A 21,951-nucleotide genomic window follows, 5' to 3' on the forward strand; every position below is an offset into this window, starting at 1 on the left:
CGTTGGTGGTCTCCGATGGGTTCATTCGCGGCGTTCGTGGCCGGGTCAGGTGGGCGCTGGCGGAACGGGCGCGGATGGGTTGGCCGGGTGGAGGCGGCCCGCGTCGGTCCGGCGGTGCTGGGTGAGGTGTGCCCGGTCGCGGCGGCGGGCGGCAACTTCCGTGTGCCGCGAATGACCCATTGGCGGCGTCGGTGGTCCCCCATGAGCCATTCGTGACGTTCGCCGCCGGGTCAGGTGGGTGGGCCAGGGGGAGGCGGGGCGGAAGCGCGAGCGCAACCGGAGTTCGCCGCTCGCTTCTCCACCTCGTCCGCCGCCGGGTGCAGGCCGCGGGCTCGGTACAGGTCGATCGACTGCTGCCATGCCTCACGCGCCTGTCCCGGGTGGCCGAGGGCGTGGTGCGCGTCGCCCATCGCGGCGAGCGTGCCCGCCTGGCGGTACGTGTTGTCCAGGTGGCGCCACAACGTCAGCGCCTGGTGGGACTGGCCCAGTGCCTCGCCGTACCGGCCGGTCTCCGCCGCGATCGTCGCGAGGCTGTCGAGCGCGTCGGCCTCGCCGTAGACGTCCTCGCGTTCGCGGCACAGGGCCAGGCCGGACTCCGCGTGGCCGCGGGCTTCCTCGTGCCTGCCCAGCCGGCTCAGGCACGCGCCGATCAGGCTGTACGCGCGGGCTTCCCACTTGCCGTCTTCGAGGGTCCGGTACAGCTCGAGCGCGCTCATCGCGTGGCCGAGCGCGCGCTCGTCGTCCTTCTCGTGCGTCCAGTGCAATGCCAGCACGAAGTGGACGCCCGCCTGGCCGAGCGTGTCGCGGATCTCCTTGGCCAGTGTCAAGGACCGGTTCAGGTGGTGCAGTGCCTCGGACGCCTGCCCGAACGGCCCGTAGACGAGGCCGAGGCGGCGGTGCGCGCGCGCCTGCACCGCGAGGTCCTCCAGCCGTTCCGCCGCCGCGAGGCCCGCCAGCCACGACGTGATGTTCGCCTGCAGGTGGCCGCGGCGGTAGTGGAAGTTGTCGAGCGTCCAGGCCAGCTGCCAGACGCACGTGTCCCACCCGGCGTCCTCGGCCGCCTTCCGGGCCGCCAGCACGCATTCGTGGTTGACGTCGAACCAGGTCATCGCGGCGCCGTCGTCGGCGAGCGGGGCTGGGACGCAGCCCTCCGGTGGCTCGCCCACCTCGATCGGCGGGTGCTGCTGGTCGAGCAGGCGGCTGCCGCGGTGACCGGTGTGCAGGTGGAAGCCGATCAGCCGGCGCAACGCCGTTCGCCGCCCGGGTTCGGGCTCCTCGGTGTGGGCCGTGGTCTGCGCGTGCTGGCGGACGAGGTCGTGGAAGCGGAACCGGCCGGTCACCGGCTGCTGGAGCAGGTGGTCGTCGACGAGGCTTTCGAGCAGCCGCTCGGCTTCGAAGGGGGAGACGGCGGCGAGCGCGGCGGCGGCGGGGACGTCGATGTCCGGGCCCGGGTTCAGGCCCAGCAGCCGGAACATGCGCTGCTGCGCGGCATCGAGGTGCTCGTAGGACAGAGCGAACGCGGCGGCGACGCTGCGGTCGCCCGCGGACAGCTCGGCCAGTGCCCGGCCCGCCTGGCGCAGCCGGTCGGCCAGGTGCGCCACCGTCCACGCGGGCCGCGTGCGCAGCCGGGCCGCCGCGATGCGGATCGCCAGCGGCAGGTGCCCGCACAGCTCGACGACGTCGAGGACGGCGCCGGGTTCGGTCGCGGGCCGGTCGTCGGCGACGACGCCGGCGAACAGGTCGACCGCGGTCGTTTCCGGAAGCACGTCCAGGGAAAGGGTGTGCGCCGCCTCCAAGCCGACCAGCCGCCGCCGGCTGGTGATCAGCAGCAGGGCGCGCGCGCTGCCCGGCAGCAGCGGCCGGACCTGGGCGGCGTCCGCGGCGTTGTCCAGCACCACGAGCATCGAGCGGCCGGCGAGTTCCGCCCGCCACAGCGCGGAGCGGGCGTCGGGGTCGACGGGGATCCGGTCCGCCGCCACGCCCAGCGCGCGCAGCAGCGTGTCGAGCGCCGCGGCCGGGGTGACCGGTGCCTGCCCGGACGTGTGCCCGTGCAGGTCGATGAACAGCTGCGCGTCGCGGTACTGCCCGGCGAGCCGGTGCGCCGCGTGGATGGCGAGCGTCGTCTTGCCGATGCCGGCCATCCCGTCGATCGCCTCGATCACCACGGCGGTGGGCGCGGTGTGCGCGACACCGTCCCGGGCGGACAGCAGCCGGGACAGTTCCGGTTCGCGGCCGGCGAAGTCGGCGATGTCGCCGGGCAGGTCGTTGCGGCCCGCGGCGACGGTGACCGGCCGTGCCGGTGCGGTCGCGACGGGCAGCAGCCGGACGTCGTTGTCGAGGATCCGGCGGTGAATTTCGGCCAGCCGGGGCGAAGGGTCCAAACCGAACTGATCGACGAGCACCGCCCGGGCGCGCGAGAACGCGTCCAGCGCGTCGGCCTGGCGGCCCGCCCGGTACAGCGCCGTCATCAGCTGGCCCCACAACCGTTCGTGGCCGGGGTGCCGCTCGCTCAACGCGGTCAGCTCGCCGATCAGCGCCTCGCCCGCGCCGGTCGCGAGGTCGGCGTCGACGCGGTCTTCGACGGCGCCGAGCCGCAACGCGTGCAGCCGCCGCGTTTCCCCCAGCAACGCCACGGAGCCGCCGAAGTCCTCGTAGGCGTCACCGCGCCACAGCGCCAACGCGCGTGACAACCGGTCCGCCGCTGTCACGGGATCGCTTGCGGCCAAGGCGGTCCGCCCGGCCGTGACCAGCTGTTCGAACTCGCGGGCGTCGACGAGCACCGGGTCGAGGCGCAGGGCGTAACCGGCCGCGCGGGTCTCGATCAGGTCGGCCGCGCCGAGGGCTTCGGCGACCGGGGCGAGCGAGCGGCGCACGCGGGACATGTACGTCCGCACCGTGCGCGGGGTGCCGGGAGTGGCGTCCACGTCCCACAACGCGTCCGCCATGGTGTCCACTCCGGTCACCCGCCCGGCGTTCGCGATCAGCAGCGCGAGCAGCGTGCGGATGCGGGGACCGCCCAGGTCGAGCGGCCTGCCGTGCAGCCGGACCTCGAACGCGCCGAGCACGCGGAACTCCGCTCGTGCCTGTCCCTGAGCCGCGCCGGTACCGCTCGGGCTGTCCGTCCCCATCTCTTTCAGGAGTACCGGGCGCCGGTGTGGATACAGGTCCGTTCGGCCCAACTCCCGTGCTGTCGACCGGTTGTCGACGGGTTGTCGACCGGCCTTGCCACGGTGGTCCCATGGACGTCGCCAGCGAGATCGTGCTGCGGCTCGCCGATCCGGCGGCCCGCGCTTCCGTGCTGACCGCCGATGCGCTGCTCGCGATCGGCACCGTGGCCTACGAACTGGACCCGGCGCTCGTGACCGAACCGGTGACGGGCGTCTTCGGCCGGTTCGACCTCGCGGTGCCGCTCGACGCCCGGGTGTCGGCGCTGGCCCAGTTCCGCAAGACCGGGGAACCGGTGCCGTGGGAGGTCGCCGCGTCCTGGGACACCGGGCAGGTCCCGCCGGTCGCCGCCGACGCGGTGTGGTCCGGTGCCGTCGTGGTCCGGACGGCGGTCCTGGACGGCACCATTGTGGACGTCACCGCGAAGCAGTCCGGTGTGGACGATCCGGTCGCACTCGACGCCACCGTCCGGATGGGAACGCCGGGGGCCGATCCGCCGGTGGCGCCGGTCCCGCTGCCCGTGCTCGTGGCGTTCCTCGCCGCGGGCGCGGACACCAGCCCGCGGGACCTGCTGCGGGCGACGCCGGCCGCCCGGCTCGGCGCCGCCCGCTACCCCGTCGCCGACGCCCCGCCCGGGGCGCCGGAGCGCCGGTTCGACCGGCTCGTCTGCTGGGTCGTGCCCGGCACCGCGTTCGACGACCCCGGCTGGCCCGGGGCGCGGACCGGCGCGACACCGGACCAGGGGCGGGCGGACCGGCTGGGCGCCGCGCGGAGCTGGCTCGCCGGCCAGGGCGTCGCCGTCATCACCACCACGGAGCCCGCATGACCACCAAGTCCCGCGCGAAACGCGCATCGACCACGCCCGAACCACCTACGGAGATCGGTATGGCCACCCTCGTGCAACCGGCTTTCCCCTTTGTCGACGTCGTCATCGACACCAGCGCGCTGGTCCCGGCCGCGCAACGCTCGCCCGGCGTCGTCGCCGTCGTCGGCAACGCCGACGGTGCCACCGCGCCCGCGTCGACGCCGCTGGTCGTCACCGCCCACGCCGACGCGCTCGCGCTGTTCGGCAAGGCCGGCGCGGCGACCGCGCTGAGCAAGAGCCTCGACCTGGTGCTCGCCCAGGACCCGCGGCCCACCAAGATCTACGGCGTCCGCACGCCGGCGGCGGGCAACTACGCCGCCGCGCTCGCCGGGCTCGAGGCCGCGGACGACGTCACGTTCGTCTGCCTGGCCGGGGAGACCAACGTCGGCGCGGCCACCAACGGCGGGACCCCCGCGACCGGGCTGCGCGCGCTCGCCGAGCACGTCGAGAACACGTCGGCGGCGGGCAACCGGCGGCTTGCGGTCGCGATGATCGACCCGGCCACCGCGCGGTCCGCGACCTACGTGGACACCGTGCTGGCGGCCAACTCCTACGGCGCGCTCAAGAGCGCGACCGGCCGGATGATCCTCGTCGCCGCGCGCGGCGCGACCACCGACGAGACGGTGAGCCCGAACCCGGTCGCCGACGCGGCCGCGGCCGTGATGGGCGCGATCGCCGGCCAGGCCCCGGCCACCAGCGTCGTGCTCAAGCAGGTGCGCGGCTTCACCATCCCGGTCACCCAGCAGTACGTGCCCGCCGAGGTCACCGGGCTGGCCGGCCAGGGCGCCATCCCGCTGATCGACCCGGCGCTGGTGCCCGGCACCGGGCTGTTCCTCGGCGACGGTGGCACGTTCTCGTCGGACCCGGCGCGCAACTACGTCGACATCTGCCGGGTGCTCGACGACATCGAGTTCCGGCTGCGGGCCGGGCTGATCGGCACGATCGGGGACGCACGCGTCACCAAGGCCGGCCTGACCGCGGTGCGCGTGCGGGTGGAGGGCATCCTCGGCCCGCTGCGGCTGGGCGCGGTGATCGACGACTTCGCCGTCAGCATCCCGCTGCTGGCGATCCTCGCGCTGCCGGAAAGCGCCCGCAGCACCGCCGAGCAGGCCCAGGTGGTCACCGCCCGCCAGACCCGGCAGGTGTCCGTCCTCATCAGCATCACGTACGGGCCCGCGGTGCACCGGCTCAACGTGACCCTCGCCCCGCAATTCTGACCCAGGAGCCACCATGTCGAGTCCCGAAACCAGCTGGAACACCCGCCTCGCCGTGCGCTACACCGACGACAAGGGCGTGGACCACGAGATCTCGCCGATCCAGTCGTTCACGCCGACGTTCGCCACCACGGCCGAGCCGCTGCACAGCATCGAGCGCACGCACGTCGGCGTGGTCGTCCAGCCGTATTCGCTGACCTTTTCGCTGACGGTCAACGCGATCGGCCCGGCCACCGCGCAGCTGACCGCGCTCGCGCTGAACGCGAGCGAGTTCAGCATCTCGATGCAGGAGCGCAGCGGCGACGACTGGTCGTTCTCCACGATCGTGCTCAGCCGGTGCGTCATCACGAGCGCGGCGCCCACGGCGGCGACGGTGGCCGGCGCCCCGCAGGCGACGTTCTCCGGCTTCTCGATGCAGGTGGACGCCACCGACGCCGGCGGCGCGAAGACGTCCGGTCCGCTGCAGTCGGCGCTGTAAGAGGAGGAAACCGTGCTCGACGACCTGGTTCCCGGTGAGGGCAGCGGTGTCATCCTGCCGTCCGAGGGTGACGAGTCCGGGCCGGCCGAGCTCGTGTTCCAGTTCCCGGTGGAGATCGAGGTGCGCGTGGTCGCGCCGTACGACCCGGACCAGCTGGTGACCACGGCTCTGGACCGGCTGACCGCGGCGTTGCAGGGGCTGACGTGACGACCGTGCGCATGCCGGTGCGGATCCGGCTGGACCTGACCGGCGATCCGCTGGACACCCACGTGCTGGACCTGGTGCGGGAAGCGGCCGTCGAGGCCGCGGCCCGGACCGCCGGCCGGGCGTCCCGGGCCGGGCTCCCGGCCGGCACCGGCCCGGCACCCGACGTGAGCGTGCGGTTCCTCGGCGCGCCCGTGCCGGCGTGGGCGGCCGCGCACCTGGAAGCCAGCGCGCACGCCGCGGTCCGGACCGCCGTCGCGAAATTGCGATCGGTGGCCGCGCCGGTGCCGCCGGGCCGCACGACCACCCGGCTGCGGCGGTTCGCCACCGGCGACGAGCTGCTCGACGCGCTCGCCGTCCGGTACGGCGGGGACCCGCGCCCGCCCCGCGTGCTCGTGATCGCGGCGGATTCCGCCGGTGCCGCGGTGATGCTGTTCGTCGACGCCGGCGGCGACGGGTCGTTCGGCGTGGCGTGGAGCACCCAGCTGAACCGGTTCGTGCTGCCGCCGGACGGGCGGGACGCGGAGGCGGTGCCCGGCTACGCGGCCGGGCACCCCGACTCGTTCCACCTCGTGGCCGAAGCCGCCGACGAAGCCGCCTTCCGCAAGGAGCTGAGCGCGGCACTGGTGCGGATCTGGCGCGCGGCCACCCCGGAGGTTCCCGAGCCCCGGCTCGCGGCGCGGGCGGCGGCCCGTGCCCAGCGGTACCGGCTGAAGGGAGCGCTGTACGAATACCGGTTCGGGGGCACCCCGGTGGCGTGGTTCGCCGGCCGTGCGGGCCTGACCGACCGGGCCGGGCTGCCGGTGCTCGTGCTCACCGAGGAGGTGCCGCAGACCCCCGGCAAGCCGTACGGCAGCGACTGCGAGCCCCTGCGCTACGACCCGGACGCGGCCGAAAACGCCGACCCGGACCGGCCCTACCTGCACGAGCTGGAGGTGTCCGACTGGGACGACGGTTCGTTCGGCGACCTGATCGACACGATCACCGCCGAGCTCACCCTGCCCGCGCCGCGGTTCATCGGGTCGTTCCTCTTCGCCGCGCTCGCCGTCATCGCGCGGCGCAGCGAAGGGCTGGGGTGGCTCGTGGGCACGCAGGCTCGCCAGGACGTGCTCCGCCACCTCGTGACGGCCCTGGAAGCGGTGAACGTCCTGTTCTTCGCCTACACCAGGGCGGTGCTGGCCCGCGACAAGGCGCGGAAGCTGCCCTGCCCGCTGGCCGGGCACGCCGCGGAGTGGGCGGGCTACCTGCACCGCGACTACTTCCCGCTGCGCCGCAAGGTGGTCGCGTCGCTGTTCATCGCCGCCTGCCAGGACGCGCTGCTGGAACGCCTGGAGCAAAGCGCGACCGACATCGTCGGCCGGCTGGCGAGCACGGACTGGCTGCCCGCCACCCGCGCCGTGCTGTCGGTTCTGCTCGCCGAGCTCCCCGAACTGTCCGAGCTGCTCGCGAAGCTGCGCCGGGCCAAGGCGATCAACGACGGCACCGCCCGGATCGGCCCGGAGCCGGGGCACGACTACAAGTCGGTGGACGGGGTCGAGGTCGTGCGGACCCCGGTCTTCCCCGGCCGGACCGATCCCGCTCGCGACCCGTTCCGCACCGGGTACCGGATCCAGGACGCCCAAGGCGGCTGGCACACGCTCGAAGAGGTGGAGGCCGAGGTGAAGAACCTGCGGTCGACCGCCCAGCTGACGGATCCGTTCCTGGAGAAGCTCGCCGACCTCGCCGGTGTGGTGCGCCGGCTGCGCACCGCGCGGCAGCTGGACAGCGCGGGCGCGCAGACCGCCGGGCGGGTGGTGACCGACGCCGTCGACCGCGAGTTCTTCGCGGTGCTGGCAGAGATCCAGCAGACCAACCGCGAGAAGACGCAGGAAGCGCGCGAAGACCGGATGGTCGCGTACGGGCTGGCGAGCTTCGAGCCGGACGAGAGCACCGAGCTGCACGCCCGGCTGACCGGGGTGCACAACCTGGCCGACGAGCGGCTGCGGGGCATGTTCACCCAGGGCAAGAGCGGCGCGTCGATCTTCGGCGACGAGCACATCTACGTCGAAGGACTGGCGGCGCTGGCCGGGCACGAGATCGCGAAGGCCCGGTTCCGCGAGTTCTTCGAGCTGGCCGGCTTCACGCTGCTGGCCGTGTTCTTCCCCGAAGCGGCGTTCGTCCTCGGGCTGTTCCAGGCCGCGGAGGGCATCCACACCGCGCACGAGCACGTCGACCTGCAGCGGTCGCTGCTCGGCGGGGACGACATCCTCTCCCGCGCGCAGGTCGAGGCGGAGCTGGCCGGCGCGTGGCTGCAGGGCTTCCTCGCCATCGCTCCGGAGCTGCCCACCCTGGTGCGCAACGCGCTCACCGACGTGCGGGCGCTGGCCAAGGGCGAGCTGAACGCGGTCACGTCGGCGGCGTTGCGGCGGAGCCTGGAGGAGGTGGCGGGGCACCTGGCCGCGATCACCGCGGAGCACTTCGTCAAGAGCTTCCTCACCCAGCTCACCACCGGCTACGTGCTGAACCTGGCGCTGTCGGCGGTGGTCGGCGAATTCGCCGAGTCCGTGGCGGCCGAGTACCGGCTGGGCGGCACGGTCCCGAAGGCCGAGATCGCCGGGCACGCCAAGCGGACGCTGGCCGCCGCGGTGGCCGCGAACCCGGGGGAGGGGTCGTGACGGGCCGCGTCCGGGTCGTCGTCGACCCCGCGGCCGCGGCGCGAGTGAGCGCGCGCGTGCGGGAGTTCCCGCGGCTGCGCGAAGCGGTCGAGAACATCTCCAAGGCCGCCGGCATCCCCGAAAAGCTGGTCGGCGAACACCTCGACCGGTCGGTGCTGCGGGCCCTCGAAAACCTCGGCGAGCGCTACGTGACCGAGATGGGTGCGGCGGTCGAGCGGGTCGGCCAGCTGCGCCAGGAGGTGGACGGCTACTACCGGAAGGCGTTCCGCGCGAAGCTGCGGACCGAGGAGCTGGCGGGGCTGCGCGCGGCGCTGGAACGGCTGCGCAAGGCGAGCAAGGAGCTGGTCCCGCCCGACGTCTGGGCCCAGCAGCAGCTGCGCACCGCGACCGAAGCACCCGCCGCCGCGCCGGAAGCGGTGCCGCAGGCGCCGCCGGAGCCGGTGGCGGACCCGTTCGCGGACCTCGACGCCCAGGCGCCCGCCCGGGCCCCGGCGCCGCGGCCGGCGGACGGGCCGCGGTGGGCGGCCCGGCGCGTGAACCAGCGGATCGACGCGCTGCCCGAGCCGCTGCGCCTGGCGGTCCGCCGGGCCCGGCACCTGCGGCGGTCCACAGTGGACGCCGCACTCGAAGGCAGGCCCGGGGCGGCGATCCGGGTGCTGGAGGAACTGAACGGCCTACTGGGGCACCAGGAACTGGCCCAGGTGACGGAGGCGATCGGCATGACACGCACGCCCGACACGGCGTACGCGCTCGGCGGCGGCCTGCGCGGCAGCCGCCCGCCGGACGCGCGGGTGCAGGCCACCTACCACGTGCTGCCCACGGGGGAGCGGGCGGTGCTCGACCGCGTCGCGGCCGTCGACCCCGAATTCGTGCGGGCCATGGCCCTCGGCGAGGAACGGCCCGGCCAGGCGCAGGGGGTTCCCGTGCCGTGGCGCACGGCGGAAATGGACCGGTTCGCCGCGGAAAACGGGCTCGGCGCGGACGAACGGGCCGGCCTCGAACGCGCGCTCATCGCGCTGAACCGGGCGCGGGAGGCGGAACGGCGTGCGGTGGAAGCCGGCGTCGGCGGTTCGCCCGACGCCCGCTCCCGGGCCGCTCAGCTGGACCGCCAGGTGACCGCGCTCGGGCTGCCGCCGGCCGGGCAGGTCGCCGAGGCCCTGCGGAGTTCCGCGCTGCTGCGGGACCTCGGCACCCGCAACCCCGATCACCTGCAGGAGCTTTCCGGCGCCTGGCTGGAAAAGGCGGTGCGGGACGCGGCCGAAGGCAAACCCCTGGTCCCGCTGGAGGTCTACGTCCGCGACGTGATCATGAGCAAGCACGTCCGTGGCATGGTCGGCGAGTTCGCCGCGGTGTTCCAGCTGGGCAAGGACGTGCTCGTGCTGAAGGCGCCGGACATCGGCGTCACCGTGGGCGGCACCGACTTCATCGTGCTCGTCAAGGGCAGCCGGGAAATCTGGCTCTGCGACAACAAGACGCTCTCGCAGGCCGGGCTCGGCGAGGTGAGCAGCCTGGTCGAGAACATCGGCAAGAACGTGCAGAAGGACGTCGTCGAGCTGACCAAGCGCGTGCGGGACCTCCCGGACCCGCTCACCGGGGAAGCGTCGGGGGTGGCGGACGCCGTCGCCCGCCTCACGAAGGCGCGAGACCGGCTGAAGGGCTTGTCCGCCGCGGAACTCGCCACGCCCGAGGGACAGGCCAAGGCGGCCGCGATCCTCGACGACCCGGACATCCGGGTCCGGCGCGTGATCACGAACGCCGGCGGCGAGCTGAGCTACCTGCAGCAGCGCCTGCAGGACCTGAAGATCGACTTCGCCGACCTGCGCACGCGGTTCACCGAGATCCAGCAACGGCTGCGCAAGCCGGGCACCGAGCCCCGCGGAGGGGAAACACGATGAGCTTCTTCGAACCGTACCTGCACACCCCGAGCGCCGTGCTCTCCGACGGCATCGTGCCGGTGCCGCTGTGGGCGGTGACCCAGCTGTCGATCGACTCGGCGTACTTCGTGCCGCAGGTCGGCGGGACCCGGCGGCGGGTCGCGGTGGTCAGCCACGACGACTCGCTGTCGCTGAGCGCCGTGCTGCTCGGCCCGTTGCGCTTCACCTGGAAGGTCGCGCTGGAAAACCTCGCGGAGTCCAGCAGGCAGGGCACCGCGCTGTCCCGGGTCACCGGTGGCACGCAGAGCGGCCTGGTGCTGATCACGACCGCGACCATCCGGACCGACCTCGCGGTGCAGTCGCTGACGTTCTCGCAGAGCGCGCAGCGGCGGGACACCCTCGACGTGGCGCTGCGGCTGGTGCACCTGCCGCGCCCGGGCAGCCTCGCGAAGCTGCTCGACGTCTCGTCGATCGGTGTCGGCGCCCTGACCGACGCGCTGCCGGTCTGAGGGGGCGACGATGTCCAGGACCCTGCCCGCGCTGATCTCCCGCCCGTTGCTCGCGGTCACCGCGCCCCCGCCGGACCCGGCCGTCCAGGTCGTCCGGCAGGAGCTGACCGCCGGGCTGCCCGTCCGGATCGACCTCGACGCGGCTCGCGCGCTCGTGCTCGCGGTACCGCTCGGGGTGGCCCGTGCGGTGCTCGCCGCCGACCCGTCCGCCGTCGTGTTCACCACCGCGGACCCCGGTGACGGCACGGCTTTCCGCGAGTACGCCGCCGCGTGGCCGCGGCTGACCCTGCTCGTCACCGGGGCGATCGGGGCGACGGTCCCGGTCGTGGCCGGTGTCGGAGTCCGCCTGACCGGCGCGCCGGGAACGGCCGCCGTCGAGGTGACCGTCGACGAACTCGTGCTCACCGCGGGTTCCCTGCGCAGCCCCGGCCGGTTCGGCAGCCGGCTTTCCCTGCGCTGGCGCGATCTCGCGCCGGCGCCGGACGACGGCCCGCCGCACCCGGTGGGCGACCCCGGTGTCCCGGTGTTGCTGTCCCAGCTGGGAAAGGAGAGGTGATGGCCTTCAAGGGCTTCACGTTCGAGCGCGGCCAGGAGGTCGTGCCCGGCACGGTGCCCGCGTGGGCGCTGGTGTTCCGCCACGGCGTCCGCGGCACCGAGCTGTGCACCGTCGGCAGCGACACCTATTCCGGCACGGTGAGCGCGTCGTTGCCGGCCGGCCTGACCGGGGGCAGCTACGAGTTCGTCGTCGAGGGCATGACGGCCGAGGACTACCGGAAGATCAGCCTCGCGCCCGGCACCCCGCTGGACGCGTCCCTGCACCTGTGGTGGAAGGACGCGCCGACCGGGGTGCTCGGCGGGCTCGCGAGGTTCACCGGGCTGGACAACCCGCTGTCGGCGACCACCCCGGTCCCGCCGGACGGCAGCCTGGTCGCCGAGCTCCGGGTGGACCGGTTGTGGCGGCGGCCCGGCCCGCGGCGGATGGACGTCGTGGTGAAGGCGCGCGAACGGGTGGTGGCCCGGCTGGCCGAGCGCCGCGTCGAGGGCCGCTGCTTCGCCGGCCGGGCGAACGCGAACGGCCTCGAGGTGGCGATCAGGAACGTCGCGGGCGACGACGTGCCCGTGGTCGGCCACGGGCTGGGGAAGGCCCAGCCCACGCCGGGGGTGCGGGACTACGCAGCCGTCCCGCCCGGCACCGCGCTGGCCGCCATGGCCGAGCTGAGCACGCAGGTGCAGGGCACGCTCGGGCTCTACAGCCAGGAAACGGCCGTGATCCGCGACGGGACCCTGCACGTGGGCAAGTGGACCGAGGACGGGGCGGACGCTCCGCGGCTGGACGGCGAGCGGCCGATGGACGACGAGAGCGGCCTGCTCGCCGTCGAGCGCGGCGCGGACCTGCCCCGGGACTCCCGGCTCCCGCCGGGGCTGTTCGGCCCGCGGGCGCCGCGGAGCACGTTCTCCGTGACGGCGCTGGGACGACCGGACCTGAAACCGGGCGACCGAGTCTCCCCGGTGCTGCCACCGGAGGACTTCGCCGTCACCGAACCGCCGAGCCTGGGCGCGACCCTGCTGACCTCGGTGCCGAACCTGCCGGCCGGGGTCGCCGACCCGGACGCCGACGCGTCGGTGTGCCGGATCATCGAGGTGCGCCACGAGATTTCGCGCGAACGCGGGTTCCTCACGACGATCCGCGCGGTCGTGCTGGCCGGCGCGGACGACGGGTGGGACGAGATCACGCCCGGGACGGCCAAGGAGGCCCAGCGGGCCCGGCGGTCCGGCGTCCCGTTCGCCGACAGCGCCCAGGGCGCGGCGAGCACCATCGGCGACGTCATCGGGGACCTGACCGGCCGGGCGTTCGGCGTGACGCGCGCGCGGCCGGCGGTGATCCACGACCACGCCGTGTCGCCGGACACGCCCAAGCACACCAGCGAGGTCTGGCACTCCGACACCGCACCCGACGGACGGCCGCAGGCGGCGCAGCGCACCGAGATCACCGCCGACGCGCACGCGGAGCTGACCCAGGTGCCGTACGTGACGCCGTTCGCGTGGGGCAGCTACGGCCTCGTGCTGCCGCGCTACCCCGGCACCCGGGTGGTGCTGGCCAACGTCGGCGGCAGCTCGGCGGACTTCGTCGACGTCGGGGCGCTGTGGCGGCAGGGCGGGGGTCCGGACGCCCGGCCGGGGGACTACTGGCTGGCGTTGCCCGTGGGGATCGACCAGCGGGAGCACCTGCAGGACCCGGCCCGGCAGGTCCCGCCGGACGGCCTCGCGAGCCACGACCTGGTCGACGGGGACGGCACCCGCGTGATCGAGACCGCGCGGTTCGTGCTGCGGGTGACCGACCAGCTCACCAGGGTCCCGGACCGGCCGGCGCCCGATGACGGGCTCGACGACGGCAGCGTGCTCATCGAAAGCCGCTCCGGTGCCGGGGCCGCGCGGATCGTGCTGAAGGGCGACGGCAGCGTCACGATCAGCGCCAAGTCGATCACGTTCGACGCCGAGGACCGGATCGAGCTGAACACCAAGGACGTCCGGGTGCAGCTCGACGGCGGCACGATGGACGTGAGCTGATGGCCTTCCCCGTCACCGAAAACGGCTCGGTCGGGTGCGACCACCAGGGTGCCGTGTCCCTGCCCGCGGTCAGCGACGGGCGGCTCACCGTCGGCGGCGGGAAAGCCGTGCTCTTCGCCGGGCTCCTCCAGCAGCCGTACGTGAACTGCGTCGCGCCCAGTCCGCCCGGCGTCTGCGTCAGCACCCTGCCGGCTCCGCCCGATGCCGGCCGGTCCGCCCGGCTGACCGTGGGCGGCGCCCCGGTCCTGCTCGACTCGCTGACCGCCGACTCCCTGCCCTCGGCCACCCCCGTGACGGTCGCCGCCGGGCAATCCGTTCTCACCGCCTCGTGAAGGAGCACCGATGACTTCCCTGCCCCCGCCCCCGACGCCCCCGGGCGCCGCGCCGGGCGACGACTCCGCCGCCCGCCGCCGCGCGCTGCTCGGCGTCGGCGTGCGCGCCGACCTGACCGACCCCGCCGACACCGCGCGGGACCTGGTGCTGCGCGGCACCGGCGGCGGCGTCGACCTCGACCTCGTCGACGGCGTGGACGCGCTCTGCCAGGACCTCGCGGTCGGGCTGACCACGCTGCGCGGCAGCGACCCGTTCAACCTGCGCTTCGGTTTCCTCGGCCTGACGCCGATGGTCGAGCAGACGTCCCCGGTGCTGGCGCGGGAAGGCCTGCGCAGCGCCGTGGTCGAGCTGGTCGCGGCCGACCCGCGGGTGCGCCGGGTGGTCGACCTGTCCGCGCCGTCGCCCACCGGCGACGTCGCTTCCCGCCGGCTCGACATCACCGTCTCGTTCGAAGCGGTCAGCGGCGACCCGGCCACGTTGAACACCGGTGGCCTCGCCTCCGGCACGCCGTTCGGGGAGGTGGCCCCGTGAGCGACGAGACCAGCATCGACCTGACCGACGTCCTCGCCGTCGACGAGACCGTCACCCGGACCACCGGCAGCGCCGGCTTCGGCGTGACCCCGGCGGGGTTCCTGCCCAAGCCGTTCACCCGGCTGCTGGCCGAGAAGATCGCGCTCGCGCAGCAGCTGATCGACCCGGCCATCGACCTCTCCAGCGGCAGCGTCGTGCGCAAGCTCCTCGAGGTCACCGCGCTGGAGGACGCGCGGACCTGGGCCGCGCTGGCGGCGGAGTACGACGACAGCTTCGTCGGCACCGCCCGCGGCCGCGCGCTGTCCGACCTCGGCGAGGAGCTCGGGATCACCCGGCCGTTCCTCGCCGCGACCGGCTCCGTCACGCTGACGCTGGCGAAGGCGCTGCCCGCCAGCGTGCCGAAACTGGTGCTGCCACGCGGTTCCCGGCTGTCGACACCGGGCGGGCACCGCGTCGCGCTGGCCGCCGCCGTCCAGTTCACGACCGGGGTGAGCACCGCCGTCGTGCCGGTGACGAGCTTCGACCCCGGACCGGTGGGCAACCTCGACCCGGCCGTCGCCGACGCCGGTGGCGGGCACCCGCAGCGGATCGACCGGTGGGAGGTCGCCGACGCGAAGCTCGCCGGGATGATCGCGGCCGACGTGGCGGCCGGCTTCCTCGCCACGGCGTCGTCGATCGGCCAGGGCCTGGTCCGCGTCCAGCACACGCAGGCGCTGACCGGCGGCAACGCCCAGTTCGACGACGACCGCTACCGGGCGCTGCTGCTCGCCGCGCCGCGGTCGCTGTGGACGGCGGACTCGATCGCCGCCACGGTGGCGCTGGTCGCCGGCGTGCGGCAGGTCGTGGTGCGCGACGGCTGGGGCGGGCTGGACCTGTCCCAGTCGATCTTCGGCCAGTTCGCCTTCTTCGAGCGGCTGTTCGCGGCCGACCGCGACCTGTCTTCGCCGTTCTTCGTCACGGTGCTGGTGGCCCCCACCGAGGCCGCGGTCTGGGACGGCGCGTCCGGGCTGCGCGCGGCGGTGCAGCAGGCGATCCGGGACGTCCGCCCGGTCGGGATCTTTCCCGACGTCGTGCGGGCCGAGCAGGTGTTCTTCACCGTCCAGTCCGACGTGGTCACCGCGGGCCTGCCGCTGCCGTCGGGGTCGGTCGCCGGCCGCAACCTGAGTCCCGCCGCGCTGGCGCTCAAGCAGCGGCTCGCGGCCCGGCTGCGCGGGGTCGTCGACGGGCTGTCGCTGGCCGAACCGGTGCGGGCCGCGGCGCTGTCCGCGGCGATGATGGCCGAGCCCGGCGTCGTCGACGTCGGCGACCTGCACCTGATGCGGTTCCCGTACGCGGTCGACGGCGTGGGATCCGGTGGGGAGAGCGACACCTCGCCCGACGTGCTCGACCAGGACGAGAACCTCGTCCTGGGGGCCGACCAGATCGCGGTCTTCGTCGAGTCGCCCGGCCGATTGACGGTGCGGTGAAGCCATGACCACCCGTTCCCTGCTCGACCCGAACCACCTCGGCGCCGGGGTGCTGGCTGCCGCGGCGGCCGAACTGATCGGGCCGCTGTCCCCGGCGGCCACCCCGCGCCCGCTGACCCTGAAAGCCACGACCTCGCCCGGCCAGGCCGAGGCGGTGGTCGACACGACGACCCGGCACCCGCTGGTGCTGTGCACCGTGCTGTCCGATGTGGACGTACAGGGGCTGACCATCCTGCCCGCGGTGAAGACCGGCGGCGGGGCGCCGCAATCCCTGCCGGTGGTGACGTTCGCGCCGCACACCGCGGCGGGCACCGCGCTGGTGACCGCGCTGCCGCCGGCGGGCAAGGGCGACGTCACGGCGCCGTTTTCGGTGCTGGCGCGCGGGATCCTCGGCGGCGAGCTCGGCGTCGGGCTGAGCACCGCGCAGCTGCTCGCCGCGGTCCGGTTCGACCTCGTCGAGGGCGTGCTCGGGCGGCTGCTCACCGTGCTGCTCGACGAGAAGGGCCGGATCCGGCGCACCGCGCGGGAAATCCGCGCGTCGCGGACCCTGGCGGTGGCGAGCGGCAACGCGCTCGACCGGATCGGCGCCGACCTGTCCAGCCCGCGCTTCTCCGACGAGCTGTTCTGGGACGCGGCCGGCCAGACCCCCGCCACCCGGCCGCTCCAGCCGGAGGGCACCCGGGAGGACGACGAGTCCTACCGGGACCGGCTGCGGGTCCTGCGTGGCGTGCGGCTGCCCAGCCCGCCGTGGATCGGCTCCGCGCTGGCCGACTTCCTCGCCGACGTCGGCGTGCCGGGCACGGTGGGCGCCGACGAGGTGGCGGACCCGCAGCTGATCGCCCTGCGGCTGGTGGCTCCGGGCGCGCCGGCCGCGATCGGGCAGCTGCTCAACGCGATCCGGCGGGTGCACCTGGTCTGGCCGGCCGGCAGCACCGAAGGCGACGACGCGCACGCCCACCGCCTGCTGCCTCCGGACTTCGCCGCGCACGTGGACACCCAGCGCGCGGCGCTCGCCACCTGGCAGGTGCAGCCGTTCCAGCCCCTCGCGCCCAGCGTGGCCGAAGCACTGACCACATTGGACGCGCGGTGCGTTCGGCTGGGGGCCCGGCCGTGGCCGAAGGTGCTCAGGGGACAGGACAACGCCGGCGGCTCCCGGTTCGAGCTCGGGTTCGGCGCGCAGCTGGCAGCGCCGGTGGCCGCCCAGCTCGACGCGGCGGTCACCGCGGCGGGCAAGCTGAAGGACCCGAACCTGGTGCCCCAGCCCAGGTCCGCGGACCCGGCCGGGGCGTGGCTGCTCAAGGCGTGCGGCCTGCACACGGTCGAGCCGGACGCCGACGGCACGGTGTTCGTCAGCACCGCGCCGATGGGCCCGCTCGTGGTGGACGTCGAGCCGGACGCCGCCGGGGACGTCCCGCTGACGCTGTCCGCGCGGCTGGTCTCGGCCACCGACCCGGCCCACGACGTCCCGGTGGTCTCGGTGATCACCGCGCTCGCGGGCGCCGGGCTGACCCCGGTCGCGAACCCCGCGGCGGCACTGGCGGCGGCGCGGTCCACCAGCACGGTTTCCGGGCTGGACGCCGCGCTGGACAGCCGGAGCGTGCCGAAGGTGACCGACGTCGCCGCGTTCACCCGCCAGCTGGCCACCGTTTCGCCCCGCGACTACGTGCTCTTCGACCTCGGCGCCACGCGCACGGCGGCGGTGCTCGCGAACTCGGCCGTGCTGAGCCCGCTGTTCACCACGGCCACCGCCGCCGGCGCGAGCAGCGTCGTCGCGCTGGTGACCGGCACCGGGACGCTGGCGCTGCTGTTCGGCGTCACCGGGCTCCCGCTGGCGGGCGCGAACCTGGCGGGGGAGCACACGCTGGTCCACCGCTGGCAGGTGCGCGGGCTCGGCGACCAGCACGCGACGCTGTCGTCGAGGCGCGGTCCCGTCGTCACGATCCCGTTGTTCAACAACGGCATCAGCGTCGTGTCGTGCGTGGTGGGGCAGCGCTCGGGCGCCAACGACCCGTACACGTGGCGGCCGTCGCTGCCCGACGGCACGCTGCTGAGCCTGCGCCAGTACGAGCACCTGCTCAACATCGTCGAGCTGGTGACGCCCGTCGGGGTGCGGGCCGACACCTTCGCCATCCGGCGGCAGCACGTCGACGTGGACGGCTCCGGCCATCCCACGGGCCTGAACATCGCCGCCGCACGGGCCTACCGGCACTACCGCCTGGCGCCGTCCGCGCGGGCAGGACAAGGAGAGATCTCATGAGCGACGAACAACTCGTCTACGGCGTCCCGGCCCACACGATCGTCGAAGCCCTGCGCGGCGCGGGCGTCGCAGAGGACGACGTCGTCGCGGTGCTGGGCCGCGCGATCGCTCGCTCGTCGGGCCCCGGCCTGGCGGCGACGGTGAGCCCGCCGTTCGTGTTCCAGACGAGCGTGCCCCAGTCGGCGCCCCAGTGCGAACTGCACTTCGAGCCGGTGTTCACGCACCCGGACTTCATCGACGGCGTGACGGTGGTGCAGGCGGGCGAGACGCCGACGGAAATCGGGTTCAACCACCGGTTCCACGCCCTCGAGACCGACCTCGGCGGGGTCGCGGAGGCGCTGCGCACGGTCAGCAACTGCATCAAGGAGCTGCGGCTGGAGCTGTTCGGGGTGGTCCAGGAGCTGCAGGTGAAGATCACCGCGATCGACCGGCGGATCGACCCGATCAAGGACAAGACCGAGACCAAGGAGTCCAAGGAGAAGGAGAAGGACAGCAAGGAGGGCAAGGAGTCCAAGGAGAAGGAAGGCAAGGACAACAAGGAGAGCAAGGAGAAGGACAGCAAGGAAGGCAAGGAGAAGGACCGGGGCAAGGACGGGCAGAAGGAGTTCGTCGACCTCGCCGGCACCTTCCCGCCTTCTTCGTCCGACCCCGCGTCCGTTCCGGAGGGCGACGAGCGGACGTTCATCTCCCTCGAGGACCGCCCCGACGTCGGCCGCGACGCACTGTCCGAAGAGGACAGCTGATGCTGCTGATCCTGGCCCACGCCCACGATGCCGCCGCCCGCGCCCTGGCGGACCGCTGGGGCGACGAGGCGCTGTTGCTGACGGTCGACGAGCTGCACCGGGCCCAGTGGGCGCTCTCGATCGACCGATCCGGGCGGGTGCGGGCGGAGCTTTCCCTGGGAAGTCCCGTTTCGGTGACGGGCGTGGTGAACCGGCTGGGGGTGCTCACCGGCGCGGACCTGGCGCGGGTGCGCCGTGAAGACCGCTCGTACGCGGCGGCGGAGCTGACGGCGTTCCTGCTGGCGTGGCTCGACGCGTGTCCGGCGCCGGTGCTGAACCCGCCGAACCCGCGCTGCCTCAACGGCCCGGCGTGGAACCCGGAGGAGTGGGCGGACGCGGCCGCCGCGGTGGGCCTGCGCGTGGCGGCGGTCCACCGTTCGGTCGGGTTCGCCCCGCCCGTGGCGGCCGTTCCGGAGGGGGGCCACCGCGTGCACGTGGTGGGGGAGGTGTGCATCGGCGAGGTGCACCCCACGGTGGGGCGGCAGCTGCGCGAGCTGGCTTCACTGGCAGGAGCACCGTTGCTGACAGCGACGGTGTCCGGGCTCGGCGCACGGGCGGAGGTGCGGGAGATTTCGGCATGGCCGGACCTGGCCGACCCGGCGGTGGCCGACGCCCTCGCGGTGGCTTTGGGCCGGGCCGCGAGTGGTGGGTTGGTGACGGAGGTGGGGGAGTCGCCGGGGCACGTTCCGGAGGCGCCGGCGGGGTATTCGCCGCTTGCCGCTGTGTCTCGGGGGCCGGTCGGCGGTGGGGAGGCGGGTGCCGGGGCCTCGGGCCGCCGGGGCAGTTCCGCGTCGGTCGGGGTGGGGGAGTCGTCGGGGCACGTTCCGGAGGCGGCGGCTGGCTACTCGCCGCTTGCCGCTGTGCTTCGGGGGCCGGTCGGCGGTGGGGAGTTGGGCGCCGGGGCCTTGGGCCGCCGGGGCAGTTCCGCGTCGGTCGGGGTGGGGGAGTCGTCGGGGCATGTTCCCGGAGCGCCGCGGGGGCAGGCGGCCGCTGCTTCCCCGGGCCAGCGGGGCAGTTCCGCGCCGGTCGGGGTGGGGGAGTCGTTGGGGCATGTTCCCGAAGTGCCGCGGGGGCAGGCGGCCGCCACCTCCTCAGGCCGCCGGGGCAGTTCCGCGCCGGTCGAGGTGCGCCAGTCGCCGGGCCATGTCCCCGAGGCGCCGGGCGGCTACTCGCCGCTTGCCGCCGTGCCTCAGGGGCCGGTCGGCGGTGGGGAGGCGGCCGACCCGGCGGTGGCCCGGGGCCGGGCCGCGAGCGGCGGGGCGGTGGCGGAGCCGCCAGACCATGTCCCCGAAGCGCCGCGCGGGCACGCGCCCGCTGCCTCCCCAGGCCGCCGAAGCACCTCCGCACCGGCCGATTCCTCCGGCGTCAAGGCGGTGGCCGGATGACCATCCTCCTCTGGGGCCTGGTCCGCGACCAGCCGATGGCCGCCGTCCGCACTCAGCTCGAGCGGCTCGGTGCGCCGGTCCGGTTCCTCGACCAGCGCCAAGTCCTCGAAACCACCGTCCAGGTCGATGGCGGCCGCACCAGCCGGACCGTCGTGACCGTCGCCGGCCGGGCCTTCGACCTCGACCGCGTCCAAGCCGCCTACGTTCGCCCGCACGACAGCACCCAGCTGCCCGGCCTGCGCACCCGGCCGCCCGGCTCGGTGGAGTGGCGGCACGCCGCCGAAGTGGATCAGGTGCTCAACGCCTGGACCGACCGGACCGGCGCCTACGTGCTGAACCGGCCAGAAGCCGCCGCCGGGAACGCGTCCAAGCCGTTTCAGCTGCGGGCCATCGCCGGAGCCGGGTTCGCCGTGCCGCCGACGCTCGTCACCAACGACCCGGACCGGGTCGCGGACTTCCTCCGCGAGCACGGTGACGTCATCGTCAAGTCGGCCAGCGGGGTGCGCAGCCGCGTGCGGCGGGTCCGGCCCGAGGAGCGGTTCGCGGACGTCGCCGCCTGCCCGACGCAGTTCCAGCGCCGCGTTCCCGGGACCGACGTCCGGGTGCACGTCGTCGGCGCCGAGGTGTTCGCCGTCGAGGTGGACAGCGACGCCGACGACTACCGGTACGCACGGGTGCTCGGGCACCGCGACCCCGTCCTGACGTCGATCGAGCTGCCGCCGGAGGTCACGCTCCGCTGCTTCGACCTCGCCAAGCGGCTCGGGCTCCCGGTCGCCGGCATCGACCTGCGGCGCACCCCGGACGGCGAGTGGTACTGCTTCGAAGTCAACCCTTCGCCGGGCTTCACCTACTACGAATCGCAAACCGGCCAGCCGATCGCGGCGGCCGTCGCCGGGCTGCTGGCCGCGGCCGCGTTGTGCAAGGAGCACCCCCGATGACCACAATGGACACCCGGCCGGTCGAGGAAATCCGCTTCGGCGGCGCCCGGGTCTTCGCCGCCGACCTGTTCGGCCCGGCGGAAGTCGACCAGGTCCGCGCGGCCGTGGACGCGGCGCCGGCCGAACTGTGGCACCACGGACGGCGCACGCCGGGCGTCGGCGGCATGGCCACGATCGGCGAACCGCTCTACCGCAGCCGCGGCCGGCTCGACCACTACGCCGAGTGCGCGCGGGCGGAAAGCCGCTTGCTGTACCGGCACTTCCGCCTCGTCCACGAGCGGGTCGCGACGTTCTTCGAGCAGCGGTACGGGCTGCCGGTCGTGTACGCCGACGAACTCGCCGTCCCCGGGTTCCACGTGTTCGGCTTCGACGCCCCCGGCGAGTACGCGGGCGGCGGCTGGCACGTCGACGCCCTCGAGACGCAGGCGCCGTCCCTGATCGCGCGCGCGGCCGACATCACCGCGGTGGTCACCTTCACCGTGCCGTTCGAACTACCGGACGGCGGCAGCGGCCTGGACCTGGAAGCCGGCGTCCCGGGTGCGCCGCCCGGCCACTACGGCGGGGGCGAGCCGGTCACCGTGCCCTACCGCACCGGCACGATGGTGTTCACCGAATCCGAGCTGTGGCACCGGATCGCCGCGTCGCACTGCCTCACCCCGGGTCAGCGGCGGGTGACCTACCAGGGTCACGGCGTCTGCCTCGACGGCCGCTGGATCTTCTTCTGGTGA

18 protein-coding genes are annotated in these 21,951 nt (G+C 74.3%); 17 read left to right on the top strand and 1 reads right to left on the bottom strand.

What is annotated here, in order from left to right:
• Positions 1 to 230: 230 nt before the first annotated feature.
• Entirely contained in the window at positions 231 to 3,128 is a 2,898-nt protein-coding gene (locus MUY14_RS10930) for a BTAD domain-containing putative transcriptional regulator (protein ID WP_247022840.1), read from the bottom strand.
• A 110-nt stretch (positions 3,129 to 3,238) separates the two neighbouring features.
• Between MUY14_RS10930 and MUY14_RS10935 the strand changes: the two genes are divergently transcribed.
• From MUY14_RS10935 to MUY14_RS11015, 17 genes are read left to right on the top strand one after another with little or no spacing between them, the layout of a single operon-like run.
• A complete protein-coding gene (locus MUY14_RS10935) occupies positions 3,239 to 3,991 on the top strand; it encodes a hypothetical protein (protein WP_247022841.1) in 753 nt (250 codons plus the stop codon).
• A 59-nt stretch (positions 3,992 to 4,050) separates the two neighbouring features.
• Positions 4,051 to 5,247, top strand: coding sequence for a hypothetical protein (locus tag MUY14_RS10940; protein WP_247022842.1), 1,197 nt, complete (start codon positions 4,051 to 4,053; stop codon positions 5,245 to 5,247).
• A 13-nt stretch (positions 5,248 to 5,260) separates the two neighbouring features.
• Positions 5,261 to 5,722, top strand: coding sequence for a hypothetical protein (locus MUY14_RS10945; protein WP_247022843.1), 462 nt, complete (start codon positions 5,261 to 5,263; stop codon positions 5,720 to 5,722).
• Positions 5,723 to 5,734: 12 nt separating this feature from the next.
• A complete protein-coding gene (locus MUY14_RS10950) occupies positions 5,735 to 5,929 on the top strand; it encodes a hypothetical protein (RefSeq protein WP_247022844.1) in 195 nt (64 codons plus the stop codon).
• Positions 5,926 to 8,580 carry a hypothetical protein gene (locus tag MUY14_RS10955; protein ID WP_247022845.1) on the top strand — a complete coding sequence of 885 codons (2,655 nt, stop codon included), beginning with the start codon at positions 5,926 to 5,928 and terminating at the stop codon, positions 8,578 to 8,580. The genes MUY14_RS10950 and MUY14_RS10955 overlap by 4 nt, the downstream gene beginning before the upstream one ends.
• Positions 8,577 to 10,475 (top strand): hypothetical protein, encoded by a 1,899-nt coding sequence (locus MUY14_RS10960; RefSeq protein ID WP_247022846.1) that lies wholly within the window; start codon positions 8,577 to 8,579, stop codon positions 10,473 to 10,475. Before MUY14_RS10955 ends, MUY14_RS10960 begins: the two co-directional genes overlap by 4 nt.
• Positions 10,472 to 10,963 (top strand): hypothetical protein, encoded by a 492-nt coding sequence (locus tag MUY14_RS10965; protein WP_247022847.1) that lies wholly within the window; start codon positions 10,472 to 10,474, stop codon positions 10,961 to 10,963. Before MUY14_RS10960 ends, MUY14_RS10965 begins: the two co-directional genes overlap by 4 nt.
• Positions 10,964 to 10,973: 10 nt before the next feature.
• Positions 10,974 to 11,519 carry a hypothetical protein gene (locus MUY14_RS10970; protein WP_247022848.1) on the top strand — a complete coding sequence of 182 codons (546 nt, stop codon included), beginning with the start codon at positions 10,974 to 10,976 and terminating at the stop codon, positions 11,517 to 11,519.
• On the top strand, positions 11,519 to 13,531 hold the full coding sequence (locus MUY14_RS10975; protein WP_247022849.1) for a hypothetical protein: 2,013 nt from the start codon (positions 11,519 to 11,521) through the stop codon (positions 13,529 to 13,531). The genes MUY14_RS10970 and MUY14_RS10975 overlap by 1 nt, the downstream gene beginning before the upstream one ends.
• Positions 13,531 to 13,863 (top strand): hypothetical protein, encoded by a 333-nt coding sequence (locus tag MUY14_RS10980; protein WP_247022850.1) that lies wholly within the window; start codon positions 13,531 to 13,533, stop codon positions 13,861 to 13,863. The genes MUY14_RS10975 and MUY14_RS10980 overlap by 1 nt, the downstream gene beginning before the upstream one ends.
• Before the next feature lie 10 nt (positions 13,864 to 13,873).
• Positions 13,874 to 14,395, top strand: coding sequence for a hypothetical protein (locus tag MUY14_RS10985; protein ID WP_247022851.1), 522 nt, complete (start codon positions 13,874 to 13,876; stop codon positions 14,393 to 14,395).
• A complete protein-coding gene (locus tag MUY14_RS10990) occupies positions 14,392 to 15,861 on the top strand; it encodes a baseplate J/gp47 family protein (protein ID WP_247022852.1) in 1,470 nt (489 codons plus the stop codon). The genes MUY14_RS10985 and MUY14_RS10990 overlap by 4 nt, the downstream gene beginning before the upstream one ends.
• Before the next feature lie 4 nt (positions 15,862 to 15,865).
• Entirely contained in the window at positions 15,866 to 18,118 is a 2,253-nt protein-coding gene (locus MUY14_RS10995; protein ID WP_247022853.1) for a hypothetical protein, read from the top strand.
• A complete protein-coding gene (locus tag MUY14_RS11000) occupies positions 18,115 to 18,861 on the top strand; it encodes a hypothetical protein (protein ID WP_247022854.1) in 747 nt (248 codons plus the stop codon). Before MUY14_RS10995 ends, MUY14_RS11000 begins: the two co-directional genes overlap by 4 nt.
• Positions 18,861 to 20,285, top strand: a complete 1,425-nt coding sequence (locus MUY14_RS11005; RefSeq protein WP_247022855.1) for a hypothetical protein — start codon at positions 18,861 to 18,863, stop codon at positions 20,283 to 20,285. The genes MUY14_RS11000 and MUY14_RS11005 overlap by 1 nt, the downstream gene beginning before the upstream one ends.
• Positions 20,282 to 21,223: a RimK family alpha-L-glutamate ligase gene (locus MUY14_RS11010; protein WP_247022856.1), complete on the top strand. Its 942-nt coding sequence runs from the start codon at positions 20,282 to 20,284 to the stop codon at positions 21,221 to 21,223. Before MUY14_RS11005 ends, MUY14_RS11010 begins: the two co-directional genes overlap by 4 nt.
• Complete coding sequence (locus tag MUY14_RS11015; RefSeq protein ID WP_247022857.1) at positions 21,220 to 21,951, top strand: hypothetical protein; 732 nt, start codon at positions 21,220 to 21,222, stop codon at positions 21,949 to 21,951. Before MUY14_RS11010 ends, MUY14_RS11015 begins: the two co-directional genes overlap by 4 nt.

Source organism: Amycolatopsis sp. FBCC-B4732, from assembly GCF_023008405.1.
In the GTDB taxonomy this organism is placed as follows: Bacteria; Actinomycetota; Actinomycetes; order Mycobacteriales; family Pseudonocardiaceae; genus Amycolatopsis; species Amycolatopsis pretoriensis_A.